Raw genomic sequence first — 25,264 nt, 5'->3', positions numbered from 1 at the left:
GGGGGCGCCCACTGCCATCTCTCCCCCAGCAAGGCGCCCCCGCCGCCATCTACCAGGCCGAGCCGCTGTCCAGGACTTGGTGGGCACGGCCGACCAGGACCGGAACGGCGTCGCCGATCGTGTCGAAGCCCTCGCCCACGGTGGCGTTCTGCAGGAAGCGGGCGTGGATGCCTTCGAGGATGACGGCGAGCTTGAAGCAGGCGAACGCGACGTAGAAGTCGAGCGCACCCAGATCGAAGCCGGTCAGCGCGGCGTAACGTTCGGCGAACTCACGCCGCGTGTGGAATCCGGGCGCCGAGGTGATCGTGGCGCCGACCGGGAGCGCGTCGGCGTCGGCGGCCTCGGCCCAGTAGACGAGCGTCAGGCCGAGGTCGGAGAGCGGGTCGCCGAGGGTGGACATCTCCCAGTCGACCACGGCGGCGATCTCAGGGCGCGGCTCCAGGCGGGCGAGCGCGTTGTCGAGCCGGAAGTCGCCGTGCACCAGCCGTGCCGGACCATCGGCCGGGAGACGTTCGGCGAGTCGAGCCGCGAGCCGGTCGTACTCCGGCACGTCGTGCGTGGCGCCGCCCGCCCGGATGGCCTCCTGCGAACTGTCCCACTGCTTGCCCCAGCGCTTGAGCTGCCGGGCCATGTATCCGCTCGGCCGTCCGAAGTCGCCCAGGCCGACGGCTTCCACATCGACGAGGTGGATGGCCGCGAGCGCCTCGGCGAGACGTTCGCTGAGCTGCCCGGCCTGTTGGGGCCTGAGGTCGTCGGCGTCCTCGCGGGTACGGAGCACACGGCCCTCGACGTAGTCCATGAGGTAGAACCGCGCTCCGATGACGTTCTCGTCCTCGCAGAACGCCAGGGTCGTGGGAACGGGGACCGTGCTGCCCGCCCCCAGCGCGGACAGGACCTTGTACTCGCGGCTCATGTCGTGGGCCGTCGGCAGCACGTGCCCGAGCGGGGGCCGTCGCAGCACGATCCTGCGACCGTCCGCCAGAGTGATCCCGTAGGTCAGGTTCGACCGCCCACCAGCGATGATGTCGATCCCGGTGATCTGCCCGGCGCCGGGAAGGGCGCGGGCCAGCCAGTCCGCCAGGCGGGGTACGTCGATGCCGGGGACTCCGGCCGGAAGTTCAGCGTCAACGGTCATGACGCCCTATTAGAACGTGACTCGGTCTCGGCTGTGAAGGGCACCCCCGGATTGGATCCCTGCCACACGGAACGTAATCCACCGGCCACTTCCGGCCACCGCCAGGCCTGACCGCACCCATGCTGATCATGCCTTTGACCTGGGCGGATATCGCTCGTTCCCTAACCTCGACCGAAGGCAGAACAGGAACCGCGACCGCGGAGGTGGATTCAGGTAGTAGGAAGGGTACGCATCTGCATCGACACGCGATCAGAGTGGCATTTACTGGACGCCGTGTCGGACAGCCGCCGAAACCAGCCCAAGGCGGCAGGCTGGACCATTCGTCCTGCCGGGATACGAACGAAGGACTAGACCAATTCGGGGCTAGACCGCCCGATTGGGGGGACGCACCGTGGCAGACGCATGGCTGCCGGGAGCCGGACGCATGCCGGCGCAGAAGGACGGCGGAGCGTTGAGGGGAGGTGCTCCCCGGGTCACCTGGTTCAGCAGCGAATCCGACCCGCGTACGGTCTCGGCCCGGTCGGTGGCCGCCGACCTCCTCCGGGAAGGCCGCGCCGCGCATGTCGTGTGGAACCCGTGCTCCGGCGAGCTCATCCAGTCGGTGCCGATCACCCGTGCGGCCCCGCTGCTCGGCGACATGAGCCGGGAAGGCCGCGTACACGTGCAGATCATGGTGGTCGGCCACGCCCGCGACCCGTTCACCAACACCCTGCTGACCGGTCTCGACACGCTCATGAGCTGGCTCGACTCCTGGGGCGTGACCCGCCGCTGGCCCGCCGGTCCGCCCCTGCCGTCGCCCCAGTCGTACCACTCCAGCCGCAGCCGCCGGGACTGGGCCCGCGGCGGCCACTTCGGCGCCTCCCAGGTCCCCGGCGCCGGCCGCCCCGACCCCGGCGGCATCGACATCCGCCGCGTGACGGGCCCCGACACCCCGATCGCCGCCATCCCCAAGCCACGTCCCGTACCCAGCCAGGAGACCACCCGCCCGCCGACCCGCCTGCCCCGCCCCACCGACCTGATACGGGCCGTAGCCGACCCGAACCACACCCCCGACCCAGTCCGCCCCACCGACCCAACACGTACCCCAGACCCAACACGCCCCGTCGAACCAGCCCGCCCAGTAGAACCAGCCCACCACTAACCCCCGTCCGCCAACCCCACGCTCCGCCAGCCTCACGTTGGCCGACGGTCCGCTACGCCTGCCCCACGTTCGCAGCTCACGCTCGGCCAACACCACGCTCCGCCAACCCCACGCTCCGCCAACACCACCTCTCGACGGCCCACGTTCGGCAGCACGTGCTTCGCCAGCGCCGCACTCCACCAGCCCGCGTTCGGCAGCATCGCGCTCCGCCAGCGATCCGCCAGGCCAGTCCGGCGTTCGCCAGCACCGCGCGCCGCCAGCCCGCGCTCTGCCAGCGCCATGTTCTTGGCGATTCGCTACGCGTCGCATCGTGCAGCCCATGTTTCTGGTTGGGTGCGGCGTGCTGGGTGTTAGGAGGCGGAGACCAGGTCGCGGATGAGCGTGCAGGCGGTCTTGAGCTCGGTCAGGTTGGCGGCGGAGCCGTATCCGATCACCAGGCCGAAGACGTGCGGGGTGCCGGTGTGGTGGCGTTCAAGGGTGTCCAGGAGAACGCCGCGCTCGGCGGCCTCCTTGACGATGCGCTCGGTCTCTCCCTCACGCAGCTCGACGACGAGGTGCAGCCCGGCCGTGTCTCCACGCAGGGGCAGGCCGTGCAGGGCTTCGGCTACGACCGCTCGGCGGCGCGCGTACTCGGCCCTCATGCGGCGTACGTACCGTTGCAGATCGCCGCGTTCCAGAAGGCGGCACAGGGCCTCCTGGGGAACGAGGGCCGTACGGTCGTTGAGATCGGCCCGGCGGTGGGCGATGGCCTCCACCAGATCGGGGCGGGCGACCAGCCATCCCACCCCGACGTCCGAGGTGAGGATCTTGGCCGTGGTGCCGAGATAGACGACCACGTCCGGGTCCAGGCCGTACAGCGCGGGCAGCGGCGCGACGTCGTACCGGAACTCCCCGTCGTAGTCGTCCTCCGCGATCAATGCGCCGGTGCGGCGAGCCCAGGCCAGCAGCGCCTGGCGGCGCGGGACCGGCAGCACGCCGCCCAGCGGGTACTGGTGGGACGGCGTCGTGTAGACCAAACGCAGATCGTCCGGCAGGCCGTCGACGATCAGGCCGTGCTCGTCGACCGGGCAGGGCACCGGCTCGGCGCCCCGGGCGGTGAGCACCGAACCGGCCTTGCGATAGCCGGGGTCCTCCACTCCGACGCGGTCGCCCGGCCGCAGGATCGTGGCGGCCAGCAGGTCCAGCCCGTTGGTCGCCCCGCGGGTGACGAGCAGCCGTTCGGGAGGGCAGGCCACACCACGGCTACGGCGTACATGATCGGCGAGGAGTGCGCGCAGGCCGGGCAGCCCGTGCGGATCGGGGCGGGCGGCGGGCGCCGCGGTCGCCGCCAGCCGCCAGGCGCGACGCCACGCGGGCGTGTCGAGGGCGCCGATCCAGGCGACGCCGGGCCGCAGGTCGAGCATTCCGTGGCGTTCCGGGATCTCCGGTGCCTGGAACGCCGAGACCGGTTCGGCGCCCGAGGGCCGGGCGGCGGTGATCTCGGTGACGTACGTACCGGATCCGTGCCTGCCCTCAAGCCAGCCTTCGGCGTACAACTGCTCGTACGCCTCGGTCACGACCGTCCGGCTGACACCGAGCACGCCGGCCAGCGACCGGCTGGAGGGCAGCCGTTCGCCCGCCGCGAGCCGTCCGTCCCGCATGGCGGCGCGGAGCTGGCCGGTGAGCTGGACGCTCAGCGGTTCAGCGGCGGAACGGTCCACCGTGAGCGGCAGATCGAGGGTCGGCAAGTGGTCTCCCGTTATCTTCGTCAAGTGGCCCTACAGGCCAGGCCACTCGCCTTCTAGCGTAAGGCCTCATGAACGCGACCCCACTGTCCTCCACTGACCGCACCCGCCTTGGACGTGTGAACGAACGCGGGCTCACCGACCGGTCAAACCTGTACGAGATGCTCGATGGCGGCCTCGTCTGCCACCTCGGTGTCGTGGTGGACGGCTCGCCCCGCGTGATCCCGACGGGGTACGGGCGCGACGGCGACACCCTGTACATCCATGGTTCGACCGGCGCCCGGAGCCTCATCGCGGGCCAGAGCCAGGAGGTCTGCGTCACCGTCACGCACTTGGACGGCCTCGTCCTGGCCCGCTCACTCTTCCACCACTCCATGAACTACCGGAGCGCGATCATCTTTGGCGTTCCCCGCCTGGTCACGGACCCGGACGAAAAGCTCGCGGGCCTGCGGGCCGTCACCGAACAGCTTGCGCCCGGCCAGTGGGACGTGGCGCGCCTGCCCACGCGCAAGGAGCTCGCGGGCACCGCCGTTCTGGCCCTGTCCCTGGAAGAGGCGTCGGTCAAGATACGGACGGGTCCGCCCTCGGACGAGGACGAGGACTACGCATTGGACATCTGGGCCGGGGTCGTTCCAGTACGCCAGGTATTCGACGCCCCCGTATCCGACCCACGCCTACGCCCCGGTATCCCCGTCCCATCCCACGTAACAGACCGCCCAACCCCTGCCCGCGCCGCAAAGTAAGCCACGGCTGCCTGAGCGTCTCCATCCCGTTGGGACGCCTGAAGGCCGGGACTATGTGCCGGACGCCATGGGCAACCGCTCCCACGGCGGCGACCTCGACGTGCTCGTCAAACTCGATCAAACCTCGATGACCCGTGGAGTCGTTCATGGTCGTAGGCTGAAACCCATGAACGAGCGGCTCGTATGGATCGACTGTGAGATGACGGGGCTCGACTTGCGTAATGACGCGTTGATCGAGATAGCCGCGCTGGTGACCGACAGTGAGCTCACCATCCTCGACGAGGGCGTCGACGTGGTGATCAAGCCGCCGCAGGAGGCCCTCGCGCAGATGTCCAAGGTGGTGCGCGACATGCACACCACCTCCGGCCTGCTCGACGTGCTCTCCGGCGGCATCACGCTCGCGGAGGCCGAGGACACGGTCCTGCGCTACATCCGCAAGCACGTCCGCGATGCCAAGAAGGCCCCGCTCTGCGGCAACTCCATCGCCACCGACCGCTCGTTCCTGGCCCGCGACATGCCCGCCCTGGACTCCCACCTGCACTACCGCATGGTCGACGTCTCCAGCATCAAGGAGCTCGCGCGGCGCTGGTACCCGCGGGTCTACTTCGCCAGCCCCGAGAAGAAGGGCGGCCACCGGGCGCTCGCCGACATCACCGAGAGCATCCAGGAGCTTCGCTACTACCGCGCCGCTCTCTTCGTGCCCCAGCCGGGCCCCGACTCCGACACCGCCCGGGCCCTGGCCGCCGAGATCGTCACCCCGCCTGGCGGAGCCTCATAAGGGGTGGCCATGCACCCTTCAGGAGGCGCTACACTCTTTGAAGCCGGGTAATGATCCCGGCCATGGTGGGTGTAGCTCAGCTGGCAGAGCACTTGGTTGTGGTCCAAGATGTCGGGGGTTCAAGTCCCCTCACTCACCCCAGCGCGAAGGGCCTGGTCATCACAGCGATGTCCAGGCCCTTGGTCTTTCCCGGCTCTCCGCCACGGCGTCGGCTCGGCCGTTGGCCGAGACTGCGGCGTGCTGGACGGCGGGCGGCCGAGACGGCGGCGGCGTGCTGGACGGCGGGCGGCCCAGACGGCGGCGGCGTGCCGGACGGCCGGCGGCCCAGACGGCGACGGCGTAACGACCGGACCGGCGGCCGAGACGGTGGCGGCGTACAGAACGGCCGCGCGGGACCGATGAGTTGGGTACGCCTTCCTGGTCTGTATCTGTGACAGGAAGGGGAAATCCGTGTTCAGAACGACCAAGGCGTTCAGCGGCTTCTCGGTGAACGATCTCGAAGCGGCGAAGAAGTTCTATGGGGAGATTCTCGGTTTGCGGGTGAGGGAGCAGCCGCCCGGCCTCACTCTCGACATCGCCGGGGATCGTCCGATCATCGTGTACCCGAAGCCCGACCACACTCCGGCGACGTTCACCATCCTCAACTTCCCGGTCGACGACATCGAGGCGACGGTGGACGAGCTGGTGAAACGAGGGGTGGAATTCCTGCGGTACGAGGGCATGAAGCAGGACGAGCGCGGCATCATGCGGGGCGGGGGGCCACTGATCGCGTGGTTCACCGACCCCGCCGGGAACGTGCTCGCCGTCCTCCAGGAATAACCGGGAAGGGGTCCGCGGAAAACCCGTACCCCATTCGGTGGCCGCGTCGAACGATCTCGTCCTGCTCGACGCGGCGCCGCCCATCGCTGGGTGCAGCGAGCACTGCACCCGGTAAAAGCGGCGCCTGCACGTCAGCGGCGCCTGAGGATGGCAACCGCCTTACTCAGCCGGAGGCTTGGCCTGCCGAAGGAAGCTGAGCATGTCGATGGTGCGCCAAGCCTCGACGATCTTGCCGTCCGCGAACCTGTCGATGGTGACCCCCGTGAGCGTGACCCGCCGCCCGTCATGGGTCATGGCGGCCGTCCAGCGCGTGGCCACCCGGTCGGCCTCTGCGAGCTGGTCCTCGACGGTGATCCGCAGGTCAGGGTAGGCGTCGCGGTTCTTGGCGATCGACTTCTTCATGCCCGCCAGCCCGTGACGGCCGTTCGGATCGTAGGGATCGTGATGGACGACGTCCGGTGCGACGACGGCGTCGAGCCGGTCGAGTTGTCCGCTTCCCCATACTTCGAACGCGACGAGCGCGGCTGCTTTGTTCTGATCAGACACGATTCCACTCTGCCCGCGATGAGCGTTCGGAGCGACCCATACCTGCCAGATGAGTCGTATGACGGAAGAAAGAACGTTCCTCCCAAACCGGGAGGCGCATCTATCCCGTTCGCCCCGTCCATCGACTAAGCTCGTTGGCTCCCGATGATCGGCCGGTTATGCTCCGACCTTATACATGGCAATGGCACCCCCTGGTCAAACCGCCGGAGGCGGGATGAGTGTCGACGAAACGGCCCCCCTGCGCGTGATGGTGGTGGACGGCAATCCACATGCACGCGCCGATGTCGTCTCACTTCTGTCCGACAGCGAAGAACTCGAAGTGATCGCGGAGGCCGGTGACGGCACCGACGCGGTCGGGTTGGCCGAACGGCTGCGCCCCGACATCGTCCTGCTCGACGCCGATGCCGCCCGTACCGGCCACGCCACGCCCCTCAGCCGCAGCGCCCGCGTGTTCGTGCTGGCCTCGGCCGAAGACCGGGGCACGGTCGAGGTCGCCATCCGCGGCGGCGCCTGCGGTCACCTGGTCCCCGGAGCGTTCACCGTACGAGACCTGATCCGCAGCGTCCGCGACGCCAGCCGTGTCAGCCTCGGCCTGTCCGCCCGCGAAGCCGAGGTCATGGACCTCATCGCCAGCGGCCGTTCCAACGGCGAAATCGCCCGCCAACTCTTCCTCAGCGAAAAGACTGTCAAGAACCACGTCAACCGCATCTACGCCAAACTCGGCGTCAGCTCGCGAGCCACCGCCATAGCCCTCTGGCGCGGCATGATGAGCGTCCTCCCCGCCAAAGACTGACCGACCAATCTCCCGCCCACACCGCTGAGCCCCCTATTCCACGGCTCGCCGCGTCCCCGCCAAATCCACCCCCTAGGGTCGCGCCCACCCTGCCGCGCAGGCCGCACGACAGGCCAGGAAGTCCAAGCACCCGCGCGCTCGCACTCCACTCCCACGCCCGCCCACGGCCATAGAGCTCCGCGGCTCGTTCAAGGGCGGTGCAGGGGATCGAGGTCGTCGCAGGCTGTCCACGTCTTCACATCGTTCGCCCCGCCTGTTTTCCGACGGCCGTGGCCGGACCCGGTCACCCGAAGATCGTGGGGAGGCTGCGCAGCGTCAGGCCCACTCCGAGCAGAAGGACCGCGAGCGAGGTCGCCACGGGCAATGCGCGCGCGCTCACGCGCCTCAGCAAGCGTGGTCGGTCCGCGGCGTCGGAGAGTCGCCCGGCCAGCGCACGCCCGGTGCCCATGACCAGCCAACCGACGAGAACCAGCGTCAACGCCAATCCCACTCCGTACGCGAGCACGAGCACGACCCCGAACCACGCCTTGCCGATGGCGGCCGCACCGATCAGGACGAGCACCGCAGAGGGGCTCGGTACCAATCCCCCGGCGAACCCCATCAGCGCCGCTCCCCGGCTTCGTCCCGAGTCATCGTGGCGATGGGCACTGTCAGCCTGGCCGTGGCCCTCGGGTGAAGCAGGGCGTACGAGCGTGGACGTGGAAGAGTGGGAGTGGGCGGTCGCCAAGTCCCCGATGCGTTCGGGCTTGGCTCGCTGCGTCAGTTGACGCCTATACCCGTGCTCATGGCCGTGCCCGTGCTCGTGGCCGTGCGCGTGGCCGTAGCCGTGTCCGTGCCCGTGCTCATCGCCGTGCCCGTGGCCGTAGCCGAGCGCGTGGCCGTGTACGTGGCTTCCCGTTCTGAACGTGCGGATGGCGCGGCGGAGCATAAGGGCGCCGGCGACTGCCACGAGGAGCCCGCTTGCCGCTCCCAGGCCGCCGAAGATGAGACCCGGGGCGAGGACGGTCCCCGAGAGCACGATCAAACCGAGGGCCAGCACGCCCGCTGTGTGGGTGAGCGTGACGGTGATGCCCAGCGTCAGGATGTCGCGGCGCGCCCGGCGGCCCTGGCTCACCGCGTACGCCGCCATGATCGTCTTGCCGTGGCCGGGGGCCAGTGCGTGGAGGGCGCCCAGCGCGATGGCGATCAGCAGGGCCGTGAGAGCGAACCCGACCGTCAGGCGCTTGTGAGCGACCAGGTCAGCGAAGGCGCGCGCCGGTTTGTCGGCACCCCGGGGCAGAATCCTGGTGACCGGGGTCTCGGTGGGCGCGAGAGCAGGTCCGCCGGTTCGCACACGCAGGTTCGCGGAACGCTGGACGGGCGGGCTCGAAAGGAGGTCGGACGGATACGACGTGAGACGTTCGCTGCGTGATGCCGCCGGAACGTCGCTGGCCGTGAGCGTCATCCGGTCGCCGCGCGCCGTGATCTCGCGCCAGCCGACCGTGGCGGCACCGCCCGTATCGCGGAAGGTGAGCGGGCCGTCGGCGACCGCGGGGGCGCTGAGGGCGCATTCCACGCGTGCGGTCGCGAGTCCGGCCTGCCCGGGCACGGTTCGTACGGCGGCGGAACGAACCGTGAAGGTCAGAGGTCGTTGAGCTGCGGTACCCACCATCGAACGAGCCGCTTCCGCACAACGTTCGGCCGCCCAGCCCTGGTCGAGCCGCGAGCCAATCTGCGCGGTGGGGATTTCCGCCAGGTCCTGAACGTGGTCGACGCGCAGTTCCCCGGGAGCGACAACCAACCCGTCATATCGGTTAACGGAGAAGTTGCCGAGCGGGTGTCGCGGAAGCGCCGCCCCCACCGACACAGAGTCAGGAGCAACTCGCGATACAGGCGCCAGGGCGGGGCTGGCTTGGGCGGGAGCAGCTCGCGATACAGACGCCGGAGCGAGGGGTGCCTGCACGGAAGCAGCGTGCGATGCGGACGCCCGGGCGGAAGGTGTTTGCTGGGAAGCAGCGTGCGATGCGGACACCCGGGCGAAAAGTGTTTGTGCCGGAGCAACTTGCGATGCGGACGCCAGGGCGGGACGTGCTTGCGCGATAGCTGCTAGCGATGCGGACGCCACAGCGGAAGGTGTTTGTGCACGAGAAGCTCGTGATGTGGATGCCGCAGCGGGGTGTGTCTGCGTGGAGGCAGCTCGCGATGCGGACGCCGCGGCGGGAGGTGTTTGCGAGAAGGCAGCGCGCGATGTCGGCGCCAGGGCGGGACGGGCTTGGGCGGGCGCAGCTTGTGATGTGGACGCTGTGGCGGGGGGTGGTTGTGGGGTTGTGGTCAGGAGCAGGCCGGCTATGAGTGTCAGGAGGGCGCTTAGGCGCTTCATGAGAGTTCCTTCAGCGCCTTGCGGGCTAGAGGTGCGTGCAGGTCGGAGAAGTGGGGGTTGAGGGCAAGCGCTGCTTTCAGGTCTCGTCTCGCGTCTGCTGTGTGGCCGAGAGACTTCTCGATGACGCCGAGGTGATAGAGGAATGTCGCGTTGCGGTAGCCGGTGCGGACGGCCTGGCGGGCGTAGCCGAGGGCCTCCTTGTCCTTGCCGTTCACATGGAGCGCCCAGGCGAGTGCGTCAGCGACGTGAACGCTCTTGCGGCGGCCCCATTCCGTGCGGGCAGCGAGCAGCGCGGCGGTGCGGTCGCCGTGGTCGGCGGCCGTGATGGCCCCTTCGAAGTCGGTCGCCACGCCGTTCGAGCGCGCCAGGGCGGCCCATGCGCCGGCGACCCCGTACTGTTCGCGTGCCTGTGCCTGCATGCCCCGCGCCTCGTACAGTTCGCCGAGCGCGACGACGTACGACGGCAGTGGTGCGCGTGCGACCAGGGCCTGCCGGTCGCGGAGGGCGGCAGCGGCGTCGCCCCGGGCCGCGCGCACGCGGGCGCGGCCGTCGATCGCGGGCAGCCAGTGGGGGTCGGTGCGCAGCGCGGCGGCGTACTCGCGTTCGGCGGCGCGGAGGTCGCCGCGGTTCCAGGCCAGTTCGCCGAGCTGGGTGCGGACGTACGTGACGTCGGCGGGGTCGGTCGCCGAGACGGCGGCCTGCCGGAGCACGCGCTCGGCCAAGCCGGGGCGGCCGCGTAGCTCCTGCACGTAGGCGTAACGGGTGAAGATCGGGAGCGCCGGTTTGATCGAGTCCGCGTGGCGGACCGCCTTGTCGGCCTCCTCGTACCGCCCCAGTTCGACCAGCGCGTCGACGCGTACGGCATGGGCGCGGGTCCCGTACGGGTTGATCTTCAGAGCCTGGCCGGCGAGGCGGAGCGCCGCCGTGAAGTCGTGCCGTGCGGCGGCCAGCGCGCCCTGTCCGCTCAACGCCGGTTCGTTGTCCTTCGGCGAGACGCGCAGCGAGCGGTCGAGCGCCGCGGCGGCCTTCGGGTAGAACGAGGGGTCGGCGGTTACCCGCGCCTGCTCCACGTACGCCAGTCCTAGTGCGGCCCAGCTGGTCGCGTCCTTCGGCTGAGCACGCAGGTGTTCCTGCAGCCGCGCGATGTCGCGACCGGTGGCCCGGTCAATGCCCGCGCCCGTCACCGGCGCGGAGTCGGCGGCGGGCTCGAACCGGCCGCCGAACCGCAGCGACGCCAGCACGGTCAGGCCGACGGCGAGAAGGACGATCACCGCCCCCGCGGCGAATCTCCGAACGAAAAGCATGAATGCCTCTCCGACTACAAACGAGAAAGCGGCGGCCCCAACGCCCGGCATGGGGGGGTGGAGCTGGTGCGCCGGCCCGACAGGGGCTCCCGAACCTGACGGGCCGGCACACGATCTAGACGGACCGCCTGCGGGCCCACATCAGGAAGCCGCCGGTGAGGAAGGCGGCTCCGCCCACCAGCGCGATGATCGGCAGAACGGGGGTACCGCCGTCGTCCGCCGTCGACGACCGCGCGGAACGGTTCCCGAACTTGTAGGTGGTGGCCGCCCCGTTGGCGCTCTTTCCGCCGTTGGTGGTGTAGCCGCCACGGACCGCCGAGCCGGAGGTGGGCAGGGCCACGTACGGGAAGTTCGGCTCGAACTTCACGTTGTTGGCGTCCACCGCGTCGCTGAGGTCGTTCTTCATGCCGACGAGCTCGCCCTCGGCGACCTGGAGCGAGATGTCGACCGTGTCGTCTGTCAGGCGACGGCCGTTGGGGTAACCGGCGTTGTCACCGTCCAGCACGCCGAGCCGCTTGGGGCTGGCGCTCGGCGGGATCGACGTGTTGAGGCGCATGAGCTCGGCCGGGCGGACGTTCGGCGGCTGGTTGAGCCCCTGAACTCCGGTGAGGAAGACCGCCCTGAGGTCATTGCGCGGCGTGGGTGGAATGGGCAGCTTGTAGATCTCGTTGAGGCGCCGCGGCAGTTCCGGGTTGAGGACGTTCGGCGCGAACTGCGCGTCGTTCCAGGGCACGGACGCGTTGAACCTGTCCTTGTCCTTGATCGGGTTGACGACCTCGTTGACGAGCGGGTTGCCGAGGCGGGAGACCTGCGTGAAGCCGCCCGCCGCGTTCCGGCGCTGGACCGCGGAGTAGACGCCGATGATCGGCTGGCCGGGCTTGATCAGCGCGGAGGTCGGGATCTGCAGCGCCACGGTCTGCACGTTGTAGCCGCTCAGCGTGTCGTTGCCGACCTCCTTCAGATTGCGGCCGTAGAAGCCGTCGAACACCCGGAGGTCCAGGAAGAACGGGTCGTCCGCCTGTCCCGCGAACGTTGTGACGCCGCTCGGCAACCGCTTGATCGCCTGCTGCCGCAGCGTGCGGTAGTCCGGCATGGACGCGTCGCCGACGTGCGAGGGGGCCACCGGCACATTGGTGGCCAGGGTCCGCGTTCCGACGACCGTGCCTGCGTTTCGCTGGATGAGGGTGAGGTCGTAGGTCTGGCGGTAGTTGAGCGTCACGTCGTTGAAACTGCGGACGATCCCCGTGTTGTAGAGGAACGTGTTCTGGTCGCGATAGGTCTCCTTGAACGTGTAGCGGTAGGTGAACTCGGGCAGCGAGTCGCCGTCGTTGTCGACGTTGATCTCGTACCGGCCGTCCGGGTTGAACTTGTAGAAGCTCGGCCCGCCGGCGGGCTCCTCGAACGGCCAGAAGTTCGCTACCAGCGTCGTCGTGTTCGGCTGGTCGGGGCTCACGAACGCGTAAACGTCCGTGTTGTCGTACTCCGGGAGCCCGGAGATCAGGGGAGCCTCCCGGTGACTCGAGGCCGTGGCCTGCATTGGTGCCAGGCTCGTCGACCCCCCGGCGATCAGTGCCGCCCCCGTGGCGAGCACCGCGACGGTCCGTGACCGTCTGGAGAGGCGTTTCGACATGGTGTGTCCCTTCTGCCCGCGATCTCGCGGGCTCCCGTCGCACCTGCCATGTATTCGCCACTCCCCCGCTCCCGGATTGCCCCGACTTTTCCCGAACGTCGATTCCCCCGGGCCGGCCCCGCCCCGCCCGCACCCCCGGTGAACGGGCCAATCTCCAGGTCAGAGGCAGGCGCCGGGGGCCGGCAATCGATTCGCGCAGCATCCGCAGCGCCTGCTAATGTTCTTCCTGTCGCAAGCAGCCCCGGGTACGCCCGGAGCCTTGATCGATACGCGCCGTTAGCTCAATTGGCAGAGCAGCGGACTCTTAATCCGCGGGTTCGGGGTTCAAGTCCCTGACGGCGCACTCCGGTACTCCTGTTGGCGGCCTTCCGGCCATCTTCCTGGAGTCCCTGTCTCTTCTCGGGGACGATCCCTGGCCTGGGCATTCGCATGTCGCGAATGCCCTTTCGCTTTATTACAGCGGCAAGCCCGCCTCCCCTAGAGCCGGACTACCCATGGGCGATTGATCGTCTCTCAACAGACGGCGAGAGCGACCGGAACGGGCTCGACACCCCCCAGCGTCGCCCGTTCCGGTCGCTCTACTCCCACCCCATACGGCCCACGGAGGAGCGGCCGTTGCGGTGTTCGCTACCCACCCCGGGGCGAGCAAACATCCCAAGCCACATCATTTGCGACTTTTCTTGGCGCGGACGAGGAGGCGCCGGACGGCGTCCTCGGTCTCGCCCTGCGTGGCCAGCTCGCCAGGGACGACGCCCTTCCCCAGGCTGCCGAGGGCGGAGTTGATCGTGACGCCGTCCTCGTAGAGCTCGATGATGCGCGGGTCGATGTACGAGGCGCGGGCGACCGCGGGCGTGTTGCCCAGGTAGTCCGCGACCTCCTGGACGACGCGGTTGACCGCCCGGCGGCGGGCCGTGGCGGACGGGTCGGGCTCGACCGTGACGGCGAGCCCCACGGCGGCGAGAACGGTGGCGTGCCAGGTGCGGAAGTCCTTGGCCGTGAAGTCGCCGCCCGCGACCTCGCGCAGATACTCGTTGATGTCCTCGGCCTGAACGCTCCGCCAGCCGCGTCCGGATCGGTGGGCGAGCAATTCCGGGCTACCGTCCTTACGGCGTTTCAACCCGCGCACAACAGCGCAGACGTTCTCTTCGGCGACCACTTGCTCGCGTTCTTTGGAGCCCTTGGCGAGGTATTCGAACGTCACCTGACCACGGCCGCAGTGGACGTGCTCCCTCAGGATCGTGGCCAGCCCGTACGTGCCGTTCTCCTCGGCGTACTCCCGTCCACCCGGCCGGAAGAACCCAAGATCGATGAGACGGACGGCCGCCGCCAGCACGCGTTCGCGCGGATACCCACGCATATCGAGGTGCTCGGCGACCGTTCCGCGCACCTTCGGAAGCAAGGCCGCGAACTCCAGAACGCGATCATGCTTCGCGGCGTCCCGCTGCCGGCGCCACTCCTCGTGGTAGAGGTACTGGCGCCGTCCTTCCGAGTCCACCCCCACCGCCTGAAGGTGCCCTGTGGGCGAGGGACAGATCCAGACGTCCGTCCACGCCGGCGGGATCGTCAGCTCCTTGATCCGGGCGAGTTCGGCCGGATCGCGCAGCGGAGCGCCGTCCGGGCCGAGGTACCGGAACCCGCGCCCACACCGCCGGCGACGGATGCCGGGGCTCTCCGGATCACTGTGCCTGAGCCGCATGCTGAGGTCTTACCCGCACGATGATGTTCATCCATGCGGCCCGCGCCACACCGGTCCCGGACGATCCACCCATCCCGCCCTGGTAACCTTTCCGAGGTCGCCGCGCACAGCGCGCGACACGCGCCGTTAGCTCAATTGGCAGAGCAGCGGACTCTTAATCCGCGGGTTCGGGGTTCAAGTCCCTGACGGCGCACCGCATCCCACCAGGGCATTCGCGACCAGGTCGCGAATGCCCTGAGGTTTTTATGGCTCCTCGTGATGCTCCCGCCGTGTCCGCCCGGCTGCCCGGAGCGACGGCCTTTATGCCCTCAGGCTCGCGGGTCGCTGGGCCAAGGAGGGACCGGCCACTTTGTTGGGACTTCTCAGCTGTGGGGACGATGGACAAAAAGGCGGTGGGCATACCGGGTTCAAGGCAGGGCGGGCCAGCACTTGCCGTCGAGGGGCCGGACACCACGGCGGCACGCAGGTCGTCGCAGACCGCTCCTCCGGCATGTCGCCGCACGTTGGCGGCACGCACGTTGGGGTCGGATGGTGGGAGGCCTTCCAGGGACGCGCATTGGCCGAGGCGGACATGGCCGTGTGCGTTCCGGCGAACAATGACACGACGGTTGCAGTGACCATGAGGGTCAGGCGACAGGAGTTTCGCACGAGCGTTCCTTTCATCGGCCGGTCGCAAGTCGCGTGAAGTGATGAAGGCGAGAAAACCTCCTGATGGACCGAGGCTTCGCAGACTCGGTCCATCATTAAGTGGGCAAGTTCAAGGGCTCAGGGGGCGTCGACGCGCCGGCCGGTCTGGGTCATCCGATGAGCCTGGCGTTTCCCCAGCCCGAACCTCGGTTGATCTCTGAGGTGCCGCTGCTGGTCAGGGACCACTCTGACAGCCTGCCGTCGGCCTTTACTTCCATGAAACTGTCCCAGTGCGGGCCGGTGCTCAGGGTGAGGCCCGCGATGAGCCTGGCGGTGCCCCACCCCTGGCCCTTGTTGTACTCGTAGGGGAGGCCGTTGATCCATAGCCACTGGGAGAGCAGCCCGTTGGTCTTCACCTCCATGATGCGAGGTTCACCGTTGTGCTCCCCAAGGCCGGCGAGGAGCCTGGCAGTGCCCCAGCCATTGCCGATCTGCTTGTGGGGAAAGAAGCCGCCGTTGCCCCATTTCCACCAGATCAGTGCCCCGTCGGTCCGCACCGCGAGAAACGCCAGCGGGGTGAGGCCTGCGATGAGACGTACGTTGCCCCAGCCGGTGCCCCGGTGGTGCTCGACGAACATCTGCCCGTTCCAGATCCAGTTGGACAGCCTGCCGTCCCGCTTGACCTCCAGGAAATCGCCGCGGCCGAGGCTGGTGATCAGTCTGGCGGTGCCCCAGCCCTCGCCGACGACCCGACGCTGGAAGCCCTCCCCTATCGAAGGCCGGATCCACCAGACGAGCTGGCCGGCGTTGTTCACCTCCATGAAGGAGTTTCCGTCGGTGGCCGCCACAGAGCCGCCGCTCCGGGCGCGCTTGTCCTTGTCGACCGCGGGTATCGCCAGCGGGGGCGACGGCTTGATCGCGCGCTGTACAGTGCCGCCCGCTGCCGGGGTGGTCGCGGACGCCGGATCTGTGGTCCCGGCAGCCGCGGGCGTTGCCCACCGCACCGACACTAAACACAGACAGAACGTGAGCGCGACCAGCGCCGCACTCAGTCCTTTTCTGCCCGCACCGTTCCAGTCCGCGGTGTTGTGAGGGTGAGAAGGGTGGGTCCTGATCACCCTCGACGGCATTTTCCGCACTGCCATGAATTTCTCCCTGTCGTCTGAGTGAGAACTTCGTTTGAGCATGTTGGGGAAAGCCTTCTTCCTGATGTCGGCGCACGGCCTCATTCGTGCTCTGATTCGAAGCCTGTTAGGAGTCGACGCGACGGGCATCGGCCGATCGTCGATCCGCGTCTGCAACTAAAGTCGCAGTGGTCGAAGACCGTCGCTGACGGCTACCGGCCCCGTCCTCCTGGCCGGATGTGTTCGGTCAGTCGAGGTCGGCGTCGTGGATCAGGATCGCGGCTTGGACGCGGTTGGTGAGGCCGAGCTTGCTCAGCGCCCGGCTGACGTGGGCCTTGACGGTCGCCTCGCTCATCGTGAGCTCCCGGGCGATCTGTGCGTTCGACAGGCCACGTGCGATGGCGCGGACGACCTGACGCTCCCGGCAGGTGAGGGGCTCCAGCCGCTGTCGCGCGACGGCCGCCGCGGACCGGTCACGCCGCGCGAAGGAGCCGATCAGACGTTTGGTGACGGTGGGCGCGAGGATGGCGCCGCCGGCGGCGACGGCGCGTACCGCGGCCGTGATGTCGCGTGGAGGCGTGTCCTTGAGCAGGAAACCGACGGCGCCGAGGCCCAGCGCCTCCTGGACGTACTCGTCCAGGTCGAACGTCGTCAGCATGATCACGTTGGTGTCGGCGGCGATCCGGCCGGTGGCGGTCAGGCCGTCGGTGCCGGGCATCCGCACGTCCATCAGCACCACGTCGGGCCGGTGACGTCGCGTGGCGGTGACGGCCTGGGTCCCGTCGGCCGCTTCGGCGATCACACAGATGTCGCCGGTGGCCTCCAGGATCCTGCGTAAGCCCGAACGCACCAGATACTCGTCGTCGGCGATCAGGACCCGGATCACGTCACGTCTCCTGCCGAGGTGTCGGGGATGAAGGCGCGCACGCCGAACCCGCCGTCCGGCCGGGGGCCGAAATCGAAACGCCCGCCGATCAGCTCCAGACGTTCGCGCAGACCCAGCAGGCCCAAACCACCGCCCGGCCAGGACGGCACCACAGGCCCGGTCGCCGGGGTCGTGTTGCGGACCGTCACCTCAAGGCCGTCCGGTCGATAGGAGAGGACGACCGAGGTGGCGGCGCCCTGGGCGTGCCGGTGCGCGTTGGTCAGCGCCTCCTGGACGATCCGGTAGGCGGCGCGTTCGGCGGCCGCCCCGAGCGGGCGCACGACGCCCTGGTCGTGGCGGTCGACGATCATCCCGACGGATCGGGACTGCTCCAGCAGACGGTCCAGATCGCTCAGCAGCGGCGGAGGAGCCAGCCGATCGTTGACGGCGGCGGAACGCAGCACGCCGAGCACCGCACGCAGATCCGTCAACGCCCCCCGGCCGGTATCGCCGATCAGCGCCGCGGTCCGCGCGGCCTCGGTGTCGCGCGCCTCCACCTCCAGTGCCCCGGCCTGCATGACCATCAGCGAGACCTTGTGCGCCACCACGTCGTGCATCTCGCGCGCGATCCGCGAACGTTCGGCCGCCCGCGCCTGCTCGGCACGCGCCTCGTGCTCGCGTTCCAGCCGATCGGCCCGTTCGCGCACCCCTGCCAGCACCTGCCTGCGCGCGTTGATCCCCAAGCCCACCGTCAGCGGAAAGGCGATCAGGGGTAACAGTGAGATCGCGCGCTCGGTCAGGGACAAGCGCACGTCCGAACCAAGGGGAAACCGCAGACCGAACACCTCGTACACGGCGGGCACCGCCAGCAGTCCCATGACCGCGGCGGACGCGTAGAGCACCATGTGAAAACCGTGCCGCAGCCTGGTGCCCACGTAGTAGGACGCCACGATCGCCGTCGGCCAGGAGGAGAAGAGCAGGACCCCGACGCCCGTCACCCAGAACAGCGGCCACAGGCGCCACCTGGCCAGCCCGCACGCCGCCGCCGCGACGACGGCGCACAGCACCATCGCCCCGTCCCTCACCGGATCATGCCGGCCCACCGAATAGATCAGCAGCGTCACGGCGAACATCACCGCGCAGAGCACCCACGGAGCGGCCGCCTGGGTGAACCTCGTCACAGACTCCAGCGACCGTTCCTGCCGCAGCACGTCCCCCATAACCGGAGCCTAAGTCGACTCGGTGTCCGAGGGTCTGGCCCGATAAGGCCACGGGTCGCCATCGTCGATCAGGGCGCGGACGGTGGCAACGGGTCAAGGTTCTGCCCGTGGGGCGGGGGTGTTGATCACGGTGCTGGAGGGGTCGGTGACCAGGTGTAGCGCTTTTGTGGAAGGCGCGAAATGAGGGACAAGTCAAGGCTTGTCTTGGATCGCCGAAATGAGATCATCGACACATTCGAGGCACGTCCGCCCGGGCGGTGATCCCGTCCCGGCCAGCCGAACCGGGGGCGCTTGATGACGGTACGCCCGTACCCGACGGGACAGCCGCCAGAGGCCGCGATGGCCGAACGGATCGGCGCACTGGTCGAGGAATTGGTCGGGCGCCGGATCGCGGTCGGTGAGAACTTCTTCGAGGCCGGGCTCACCTCGCTCACGCTGGTGCGGTTGCACGAGACCATCACCGGACGGCTGGGCGTCGATCTTCCCGCCACTGCCTTGTTCACCTATCCCAATCTGGGCGCGCTGGCCGCGTTCCTGAGCGAGCCCGCCGAACCCTCCCCCAGGGAGCCGGTCCGGGGCGGACGGCCCGGGGGCAGCCGCCGCGAGGTCCGGGCGCGGCTGCGGCGGGACCGGGGGACGCCTCGATGACCGAGCCGCTGGAACCGATCGCGGTCATCGGAGTCGCCGGCCGTTTTCCCGGGGCCGCGGACTACCGGGCCTTCTGGGACAACCTCCGGCAGGGGACCGAGTCGGTCACACCGCTGACCGACGAGGCCATGCTCGCCTCGGGCGTGCCGGAGCGGGACATCGCCGACCCGTCCTATGTGAAGGCGGCGGCGCTGATGCCCGGCGCGGACGGGTTCGACGCCGGGTTCTTCGGGCTGTCGGAACGGGACGCCGATCTTTGCGACCCGCGGCTCCGGCTCTTTCTGGAAGCCGTCCACGCGGCGGTCGAGGACGCCGGGTACGACCTGACCGCCATCGCCCGGGACACCGGCGTCTTCGGCGCCGCGGGGCACGGCCGGTACCGCGAGGACGACGACGCGGAGCCCGCCGGTTTCGCGGCCGGGATGCTCGATCTCCAGGGACCCTCCGTCGGGCTGACCGGTTGCTCGCTCGCCGCCGTGCATCTGGCCGCGCAGGCGCTGCGGTCGGGCGAGTGCGGCCTCGCACTGGCGGGCGGGGTGCACGTCCAGTTCCCGTACGGCCACGGCTACCGCTGGGTCCCGGGCGGCCCGTACCCGCCGGACGCCCGGTGCCGGCCGTTCGACGCCGCGGCGGCGGGCGGGATCACCGGCAGCGGGGTGGGCGTGGTGCTCCTCAAACCGCTGGACGAGGCGATCCTCGACGGCGACCGGGTGCGCGCGGTCATCCGCGGCGACGCGGTCGCGCACGACGGGCGGCGACCTGGGCGGGGACAGGCCGACGCGGCGGCCGAGGCGATGGCGCTGGCCGGCATCGGCCCGGACGCGATCTCCTACGTCGAGGCGCACGGCGCGGGAACGGTCCGATCCGACGCCGTCGAGGTGGCGGAGCTGGCCCGGGGCTACGCCGAGCTCGGCGACGTGCCCCGGGGGTCGATTCCGATCGGCTCGGTCAAGTCCAACGTCGGGAACCTGGGCGCCGCAGCGGGGATCGCCGGGCTGCTCAAGGTGGTGCTCTCACTGGAGCACGGGTTGATCCCGGCCACGATCAATGTGAGCAGGCCCAACCCTGGGCTCGCCGAGACCCCGTTCCGGCCCGCCCGCGAGGCGCAGCCGTGGCACGGCGAGTCCCGCATGGCGGGCGTGCACGCGACGGCCCCGGGCGGCACCCACACCCATCTGGTCGTGGCGGAGGGCCTGCCGCCCCACCTCGACCATGACGAGCGGCGGCCCCGCGTCGTCATCTGGTCCGGACGCGACGAGGAGGCGGTGGCGACCGTCCGCGACTCGCTCGCCCGTCGCTTCGCGGAATCCGGCGAAGACTTCGCCGCCGCCGTCTCCACGCTGCAACGGGGCCGGACGGAGTACCCCGTACGCGAGGCCGCCATCTGCGTGAACGCGGCGGAAGCGGCCAAGGCGCTGAGCGCGAACGAGGGCGTCATCGCCGGGTCCGCCCTGAACGGCCCTCCGCGGCTGACGTTCCTCTTCCCTGGCATGAACGCCTGCCGTCCCCGAATGGCCAGAGGCTTGTACGGCACGCAGCGGGTCTTCACCGAGACCATGGACGTCTGTCTGGAGGCCTTCGAGAAGGAAGGTGTCGAGCTCTACGACGGCTGGCCGGAAGGCCCCGCCCTGCTGTTCGCCGTGGAGTACGCGCTCGCCGCCACGTGGGAGTCGTGGGGCGTGCGGCCCGACACGGTGGTGGGCGAGGGCGTCGGCGTGCTGGTGGCCGACGCCGTGACGGGGACGGTGTCCCTGGACGAGGCGGTGCGGAGGATCGTCCACGAGCCGGACGACCTTCCCACGGGCCGCTCGGGCGAGCTCCCGGACGCCGGCGACGGAGTCGTTCTCCAAATCGGCTCCCAGGAGTCCGGGGACGACGAGCGCTCCCTCATGACCGAGCTGGCCCGGCTCTGGGTGCGGGGCGTCCCGGTCGACTGGGCCCAGGTCGACCGTGATCAGCCGTTGCAGCGCGTACCGCTGCCCGGCCATCCCTTGAAGCGCCGGCGCCACTGGCTCGGTTCGGCGGGCGCGCCTGCCCCCGTCCAATCTGAGAGCCCGCAGGCTCCCCGCACGGCCGCCGTGGCCGGCCTGCCCGACCCGGCCGAGCCGCTGCGGCCGCTCGGCGACACCCAGCACGCGTTCTGGATTCTCGAACAGCTCGCGCCTGACAGCGGGGTGTCCAACCTGTGCATCGCCTTCCGGACGGCTGAGGCGCTGCGCTGGTGGCCCCTGCAGAGCGCGGTGCAGCAGCTGCTCCGCCGCCACCCCGCGCTGCGGCTGCGGTTCCCCGAGCTGAACGGGGTTCCCGTGCAGCACCTGACCGCGCCCGAGGACGCGCAGATCAAGCTGGAGACGCGCGCCACCAGCGAGGAGAAGCTGGTCGCCGATCTGCAGGAATTCCTGGACGCCCCGTTCGACCTCGGCGGCGACTTCCCCGTCCGCGTCGGGCACTTCACCCTGCCGGACGGGGCGAGCGTGGTCTGCCTGGTCGCGCACCACATCGTGGTCGACGGGACGTCCCTGCAGATCCTGGTCGAGGAGCTCAGCCGCCTGTACGGGGACCTCGCCGAACGCGGGGAGATCTCCGCGGAACTGGCCGGAACGGCTCCGCTGCTGCTGGAGCCCGAGCCGTCGCAGGAGGCGACCCGCTACTGGCTCGACCATCTGGACGGGGTGCGGCCGGAGACGATGGCGCTGCCGGGCACCCGGCCCGCGCCCGCACGGCCGACGTTCGCCGGGCGTACACGGACGTGGGAGATGACCCCCGAGGCCCGCGCGGCCATGGAGGCGCTCCGGCGCGAGCTGCGCGTCACCGACAACCTGGTGCTGATGAGCGCCTTCTACCTCACGCTGGCGCGGCACGGCGCCGGGCCGGATCTGGTGGTCGGCGTCCCGGTCGACACCCGGCGCCCGGCCACGCAGAAGCAGGTCGGCTATGGCGTGAGCACGCTGCCGATCCGGGTCCGGGTCGATCCGGACGAGAGCTTCCGCGTGCTCGCGCACCGCGTCGGCGAGGCGTTCTTCGGCGGCCTGGAGCAGACCGGCGCCACCGCCGAGGTAGTGATCACCGAGCGCGGGCACGGCACCACCGACTGGCGGGTGCCGCTGTTCCGGCACATCTTCAACCACCGCCCGTGGACCGACGAGCGGATCAGCTTCGGCGGGCAGCGGCCCGAGTACGTCAAGGACATCTTCGACCGCAGCCGCGTCGACATGCAGTTCGTCGCCGTGCCCAAGCCGGAGGAGATCCTGCTGCGCGTCTCCTACAGCACCGAGGTGCACGACGACGAGGACATGGTGGCCTTCGTCGCCCGCCTCCAGGCGCTGCTGGAGCGTGCCGCCGCCGACCCCGACCGGCCGGTGGGCGAGCTGGAGTTCGCGTCCGGGCGGGAACGGGCGGTGCTGGACGCCGCCAACTGCACCGACCGCGACTGGGGCGCCCCGGAGACGCTCGCCGAGGCGATCGCGGCGCGGACCGGCGAAGCGACGGCAGTCGTCGACGGCGAGCTGCGGCTGAGCTACCACGACCTGCTCGCCAAGGCCGTGGCGATACGCGACGTCCTTCGGTCGCAGGGCGTCCGGCGCGGCGACATCGTGGCGCTGGCTCTCGGCCGTTCGGCGCCGCTGGCGGCCGCCGTGCTCGGCGTGTGGGCGGCGGGGGCGAGCTACCTGCCGCTCGACGCGCACCATCCGGCGATGCGGCTGGCCTACCAGGTCGAGGACGCCGACGCCCAGCTCATCCTGGTCGCCGGCGAGGGCACCGCGCACTCCGCGTGGTCGGGAGGACGGCCCGTGGTGGCCGTCCGCGACCTGCCGCCCGGCGACTCCGCGCTGCTCCTGGACCAGGGCGCGCCGGACCCGGGCGACATCGCGTACGTCATCTACACCTCGGGCTCGACCGGGCGGCCCAAGGGTGTCGCGGTCACGCATCGCAACCTGGCCAACCTCGTCCACGACTTCGCCGGCCGCCTGCCGGTCGAGGCCCCGGCGGGCGTGCTCTGGTCGACCACCCCGGCGTTCGACATCTCGGCCCTGGAGCTCTTCCTGCCGCTGCTGACCGGCGGGCGGCTCGTGGTCGCCTCCGACGACGCGCAGCTGCGGCCCCGGGTGTTCCTCGACCTCATCAAGGACCAGGACGTGTCCGTCGTCCAGGCGACGCCGACCGCCTGGCGCATGACCGTTCCCGAGGTGGAGGGCGAGCTGGCGGGCCGGACCGTGCTGTGCGGGGGCGAGCCGATGCCCGCCACGCTGGCCCGCGACCTGCTGGCGTGCGGGTGCCGGTTGTTCAACGTGTACGGGCCGACCGAGACGACGATCTGGTCGACCGCGGCCGAGCTCCACGGATCGCCGGAGGATCCGGTCCCGATCGGGCGGCCGCTCGCCAACACCCAGGTCTTCGTCCTGGATCCGCGCGGGCAGGAGCTGCCGCCAGGAGTGCCCGGGGAGCTGTGCATCGCCGGTGCCGGGGTGGCCGTGGGCTATCTCGGACGGCCGGAGCTGACGGCCGAGCGTTTCGGGACGCACCCGCGCCACGGGCGCTTCTACCGCACCGGCGACCTGGCGCGGCTGCGGCACGACGGGACGCTGGAGATGCTGGGCCGGTCCGACCGGCAGGTGAAGCTGCGCGGCCACCGCATCGAGCTGGGCGAGGTCGAGGCCGCGCTGCACGAGCACCACCAGGTGCGCCTCGCGGCGGTGACGCTGTCGGGCGACCCGCAGACCGACGGGCGGCTGGTCGCGTTCGTGCGGCCGGACACCGGCACGGGCGGTCAGGGCACCCTGCGCGACGAACTCTGGCGGCACGCGCGGACCCGGCTGCCCGACTACGCCGTGCCCTCCGCGATCGTGGTCGTCGACCGGATCCCGGTGACGCCCAACGGAAAGATCGCCTATCGGGAGCTGCTGGAGACGGCGGCGCCGCGGCACGCCGCACCCGCCGTTGCCACCGGTGCCGATCCCGAGCTCACCGAGCGGTTGGTCGGCCTGTGGCGGGAGACGCTCGGCCGGCAGGAACTCGGCGCACACGACAACTTCTTCCTCAACGGCGGGCATTCGATCCTGGCCGTGCGGCTGACCACCCGGCTGGAGGAGATCACCGGCCGGCCGGTCGCGGTGCCCGTGATCTTCCAGTACCCGACCCCGGCCGAGCTCTCGGCCCACCTGGCGGCACCTGGAGCGGCCGGATGATGTTCGTACCGATCGAACGGCGCGAGAGCGCCGAGGCGGAGCTGCACGTGTTCCCGCACGCGGGCGGCGGACCGGCCTCGCCGACACCGCTGGTGCCGCTGCTGCCGTCCGGCGTCGAGCCGTGGGCGGTGAACCTGCCCGGCCGCCAGGCGCGGCTGGCCGAACCACCGCGGACCGACCTCGGAGCGCTGATCGAGGAACTGGCCGACGAGCTCGCCGGACACGGGCCGCGCCCCTACGCGCTGTTCGGGTACTGCAGCGGCGCCATGCTCGCCTACCTCGTCTGCCGGCGGCTCGACGCGCTGGGCCGGCCACCGGCCCGGCTGATCGTCGGCTCGTTCGCCGCGCCGGACGTCGCGGTGTTCCTGCGGCGGCTGCACACGCTCCCGTCCGATCTGTTCTGGGAACGCCTGATCGACTACGGCGGCGTTCCGGCGGAGCTGGCCGAACGGCAGGAACTGCGGCCGATCCTCGAACCCGCCCTGCGGGCCGACTTCGGCCTGCTCGCCGGTTACCGGCACGAGCCGGGCCCGCCGATGTCCACGCCGATCACAGTGCTGCACGGCCGCCACGACACCTCGCTGACCCGCGGCAGCCTGCTCGGCTGGCGCAGGCAGACCGTCCACCGCCTGGTCCTGCGCGAACTCGACGCCTCGCACTGGCTGATGGAGGACGCCCCAGCCGAACTGGCCGCCGCGCTAACCGAAGACCTCCCCGAACGCGTCCCCTAGGAGGACCGCACAACCAGCTGAACCACGCACGCCAAGAGAGCCCAGCCACGCACGCGATTGCGTTAACGAACCGGCGAAGCGAGCCGAAGGCGAAGCTTCACCGGTGAGATCGCGAAGCGATGCGGCAATCGCAAAATCACGGTCAGCGGAGTGAGCCGCCAGGCGAACGCAGCTGGGCCGAGATTTCAATAGAAG

At 70.1% G+C, this 25,264-nt stretch carries 18 protein-coding genes and 3 tRNA genes; 11 read left to right on the top strand and 10 right to left on the bottom strand.

All coding sequences use genetic code 11. From position 1 onward, the window contains the following. Positions 1 to 49: 49 nt before the first annotated feature. Positions 50 to 1,135, bottom strand: coding sequence for a phosphotransferase family protein (locus ABD333_RS17745; protein ID WP_344542205.1), 1,086 nt, complete (start codon positions 1,133 to 1,135; stop codon positions 50 to 52). Between the two features lie 424 nt (positions 1,136 to 1,559). Between ABD333_RS17745 and ABD333_RS17740 the strand changes: the two genes are divergently transcribed. Beyond that, positions 1,560 to 2,276, top strand: a complete 717-nt coding sequence (locus ABD333_RS17740; RefSeq protein WP_344542204.1) for a hypothetical protein — start codon at positions 1,560 to 1,562, stop codon at positions 2,274 to 2,276. A 350-nt stretch (positions 2,277 to 2,626) separates the two neighbouring features. On the opposite strand, the gene pdxR is transcribed toward ABD333_RS17740, so the two are convergent. Continuing rightward, positions 2,627 to 4,003, bottom strand: a complete 1,377-nt coding sequence (gene pdxR / locus ABD333_RS17735; protein WP_344542203.1) for a MocR-like pyridoxine biosynthesis transcription factor PdxR — start codon at positions 4,001 to 4,003, stop codon at positions 2,627 to 2,629. 68 nt (positions 4,004 to 4,071) lie between these two features. On the opposite strand from pdxR, the gene ABD333_RS17730 reads away from it, so the two are divergent. The 4 genes from ABD333_RS17730 to ABD333_RS17715 all read left to right on the top strand — a co-directional run bounded on the left by ABD333_RS17730 (position 4,072) and on the right by ABD333_RS17715 (position 6,340). After that, a complete protein-coding gene (locus ABD333_RS17730; RefSeq protein WP_344542202.1) occupies positions 4,072 to 4,743 on the top strand; it encodes a pyridoxamine 5'-phosphate oxidase family protein in 672 nt (223 codons plus the stop codon). A gap of 166 nt (positions 4,744 to 4,909) precedes the next feature. Continuing rightward, on the top strand, positions 4,910 to 5,521 hold the full coding sequence (orn, locus tag ABD333_RS17725; RefSeq protein ID WP_344542201.1) for an oligoribonuclease: 612 nt from the start codon (positions 4,910 to 4,912) through the stop codon (positions 5,519 to 5,521). A gap of 65 nt (positions 5,522 to 5,586) precedes the next feature. Continuing rightward, a tRNA-His gene (locus ABD333_RS17720) sits at positions 5,587 to 5,662 on the top strand. 309 nt (positions 5,663 to 5,971) lie between these two features. Beyond that, on the top strand, positions 5,972 to 6,340 hold the full coding sequence (locus tag ABD333_RS17715) for a VOC family protein (RefSeq protein WP_344542200.1): 369 nt from the start codon (positions 5,972 to 5,974) through the stop codon (positions 6,338 to 6,340). A 159-nt stretch (positions 6,341 to 6,499) separates the two neighbouring features. Here the strand turns inward: ABD333_RS17715 and ABD333_RS17710 are convergent, their stop codons facing one another. Then, positions 6,500 to 6,886 carry an ester cyclase gene (locus tag ABD333_RS17710; RefSeq protein ID WP_344542199.1) on the bottom strand — a complete coding sequence of 129 codons (387 nt, stop codon included), beginning with the start codon at positions 6,884 to 6,886 and terminating at the stop codon, positions 6,500 to 6,502. Positions 6,887 to 7,100: 214 nt separating this feature from the next. Between ABD333_RS17710 and ABD333_RS17705 the strand changes: the two genes are divergently transcribed. Continuing rightward, complete coding sequence (locus tag ABD333_RS17705) at positions 7,101 to 7,679, top strand: response regulator transcription factor (RefSeq protein ID WP_344542198.1); 579 nt, start codon at positions 7,101 to 7,103, stop codon at positions 7,677 to 7,679. Positions 7,680 to 7,962: 283 nt separating this feature from the next. On the opposite strand, the gene ABD333_RS17700 is transcribed toward ABD333_RS17705, so the two are convergent. The 3 genes from ABD333_RS17700 to ABD333_RS17690 form a co-directional block, all read right to left on the bottom strand. Beyond that, a complete protein-coding gene (locus ABD333_RS17700; protein WP_344542196.1) occupies positions 7,963 to 9,267 on the bottom strand; it encodes an urease accessory protein UreH domain-containing protein in 1,305 nt (434 codons plus the stop codon). 767 nt (positions 9,268 to 10,034) lie between these two features. After that, positions 10,035 to 11,342 carry a tetratricopeptide repeat protein gene (locus ABD333_RS17695; RefSeq protein ID WP_344542194.1) on the bottom strand — a complete coding sequence of 436 codons (1,308 nt, stop codon included), beginning with the start codon at positions 11,340 to 11,342 and terminating at the stop codon, positions 10,035 to 10,037. Positions 11,343 to 11,457: 115 nt separating this feature from the next. Continuing rightward, a complete protein-coding gene (locus ABD333_RS17690) occupies positions 11,458 to 12,972 on the bottom strand; it encodes a DUF4331 domain-containing protein (protein ID WP_344542193.1) in 1,515 nt (504 codons plus the stop codon). A 270-nt stretch (positions 12,973 to 13,242) separates the two neighbouring features. Here ABD333_RS17690 and ABD333_RS17685 point away from each other — a divergent pair. After that, positions 13,243 to 13,315: transfer RNA gene (locus ABD333_RS17685), tRNA-Lys, on the top strand. A 321-nt stretch (positions 13,316 to 13,636) separates the two neighbouring features. Here the strand turns inward: ABD333_RS17685 and ABD333_RS17680 are convergent. Continuing rightward, a complete protein-coding gene (locus tag ABD333_RS17680) occupies positions 13,637 to 14,668 on the bottom strand; it encodes a DNA topoisomerase IB (protein WP_344542192.1) in 1,032 nt (343 codons plus the stop codon). 120 nt (positions 14,669 to 14,788) lie between these two features. On the opposite strand from ABD333_RS17680, the gene ABD333_RS17675 reads away from it, so the two are divergent. Then, positions 14,789 to 14,861: transfer RNA gene (locus ABD333_RS17675), tRNA-Lys, on the top strand. Positions 14,862 to 15,465: 604 nt separating this feature from the next. Here the strand turns inward: ABD333_RS17675 and ABD333_RS17670 are convergent. From ABD333_RS17670 to ABD333_RS17660, 3 genes are all read right to left on the bottom strand, one after another. Beyond that, positions 15,466 to 16,569 carry a hypothetical protein gene (locus tag ABD333_RS17670; RefSeq protein WP_344542190.1) on the bottom strand — a complete coding sequence of 368 codons (1,104 nt, stop codon included), beginning with the start codon at positions 16,567 to 16,569 and terminating at the stop codon, positions 15,466 to 15,468. Between the two features lie 97 nt (positions 16,570 to 16,666). Then, the gene (locus ABD333_RS17665; RefSeq protein WP_344542188.1) at positions 16,667 to 17,305 is read right to left on the bottom strand and encodes a response regulator; all 639 of its coding nucleotides are present in this window, start codon (positions 17,303 to 17,305) and stop codon (positions 16,667 to 16,669) included. Next, complete coding sequence (locus ABD333_RS17660) at positions 17,302 to 18,504, bottom strand: sensor histidine kinase (protein WP_344542186.1); 1,203 nt, start codon at positions 18,502 to 18,504, stop codon at positions 17,302 to 17,304. The genes ABD333_RS17665 and ABD333_RS17660 overlap by 4 nt, the downstream gene beginning before the upstream one ends. 294 nt (positions 18,505 to 18,798) lie before the next feature. Between ABD333_RS17660 and ABD333_RS17655 the strand changes: the two genes are divergently transcribed. From ABD333_RS17655 to ABD333_RS17645, 3 genes are read left to right on the top strand one after another with little or no spacing between them, the layout of a single operon-like run. Continuing rightward, a complete protein-coding gene (locus ABD333_RS17655) occupies positions 18,799 to 19,152 on the top strand; it encodes an acyl carrier protein (protein ID WP_344542184.1) in 354 nt (117 codons plus the stop codon). Beyond that, positions 19,149 to 24,338 carry a non-ribosomal peptide synthetase/type I polyketide synthase gene (locus tag ABD333_RS17650; RefSeq protein ID WP_344542182.1) on the top strand — a complete coding sequence of 1,730 codons (5,190 nt, stop codon included), beginning with the start codon at positions 19,149 to 19,151 and terminating at the stop codon, positions 24,336 to 24,338. The genes ABD333_RS17655 and ABD333_RS17650 overlap by 4 nt, the downstream gene beginning before the upstream one ends. Then, positions 24,335 to 25,069 (top strand): thioesterase II family protein, encoded by a 735-nt coding sequence (locus tag ABD333_RS17645; RefSeq protein ID WP_344542180.1) that lies wholly within the window; start codon positions 24,335 to 24,337, stop codon positions 25,067 to 25,069. The genes ABD333_RS17650 and ABD333_RS17645 overlap by 4 nt, the downstream gene beginning before the upstream one ends. Positions 25,070 to 25,264 lie beyond the last annotated feature (195 nt).

It is taken from the genome of Actinomadura fulvescens (genome assembly GCF_039533225.1).
In the GTDB taxonomy this organism is placed as follows: Bacteria; Actinomycetota; Actinomycetes; order Streptosporangiales; family Streptosporangiaceae; genus Spirillospora; species Spirillospora fulvescens.
This window is presented reverse-complemented; position numbering and strand designations above follow the sequence as displayed.

Coding starts and splice junctions, on each gene's coding strand:
- ABD333_RS17745 (WP_344542205.1), bottom strand. CDS start 1,135: ATGACCGTTGACGCTGAACTTCCGGCCGGAGTCCCCGGCATCGACGTA.
- ABD333_RS17740 (WP_344542204.1), top strand. CDS start 1,560: ATGCCGGCGCAGAAGGACGGCGGAGCGTTGAGGGGAGGTGCTCCCCGG.
- ABD333_RS17730 (WP_344542202.1), top strand. CDS start 4,072: ATGAACGCGACCCCACTGTCCTCCACTGACCGCACCCGCCTTGGACGT.
- orn (WP_344542201.1), top strand. CDS start 4,910: ATGAACGAGCGGCTCGTATGGATCGACTGTGAGATGACGGGGCTCGAC.
- ABD333_RS17705 (WP_344542198.1), top strand. CDS start 7,101: ATGAGTGTCGACGAAACGGCCCCCCTGCGCGTGATGGTGGTGGACGGC.
- ABD333_RS17695 (WP_344542194.1), bottom strand. CDS start 11,342: ATGCTTTTCGTTCGGAGATTCGCCGCGGGGGCGGTGATCGTCCTTCTC.
- ABD333_RS17690 (WP_344542193.1), bottom strand. CDS start 12,972: ATGTCGAAACGCCTCTCCAGACGGTCACGGACCGTCGCGGTGCTCGCC.
- ABD333_RS17680 (WP_344542192.1), bottom strand. CDS start 14,668: ATGCGGCTCAGGCACAGTGATCCGGAGAGCCCCGGCATCCGTCGCCGG.
- ABD333_RS17670 (WP_344542190.1), bottom strand. CDS start 16,569: ATGCCCGTCGCGTCGACTCCTAACAGGCTTCGAATCAGAGCACGAATG.
- ABD333_RS17660 (WP_344542186.1), bottom strand. CDS start 18,504: ATGGGGGACGTGCTGCGGCAGGAACGGTCGCTGGAGTCTGTGACGAGG.
- ABD333_RS17655 (WP_344542184.1), top strand. CDS start 18,799: ATGACGGTACGCCCGTACCCGACGGGACAGCCGCCAGAGGCCGCGATG.
- ABD333_RS17650 (WP_344542182.1), top strand. CDS start 19,149: ATGACCGAGCCGCTGGAACCGATCGCGGTCATCGGAGTCGCCGGCCGT.
- ABD333_RS17645 (WP_344542180.1), top strand. CDS start 24,335: ATGATGTTCGTACCGATCGAACGGCGCGAGAGCGCCGAGGCGGAGCTG.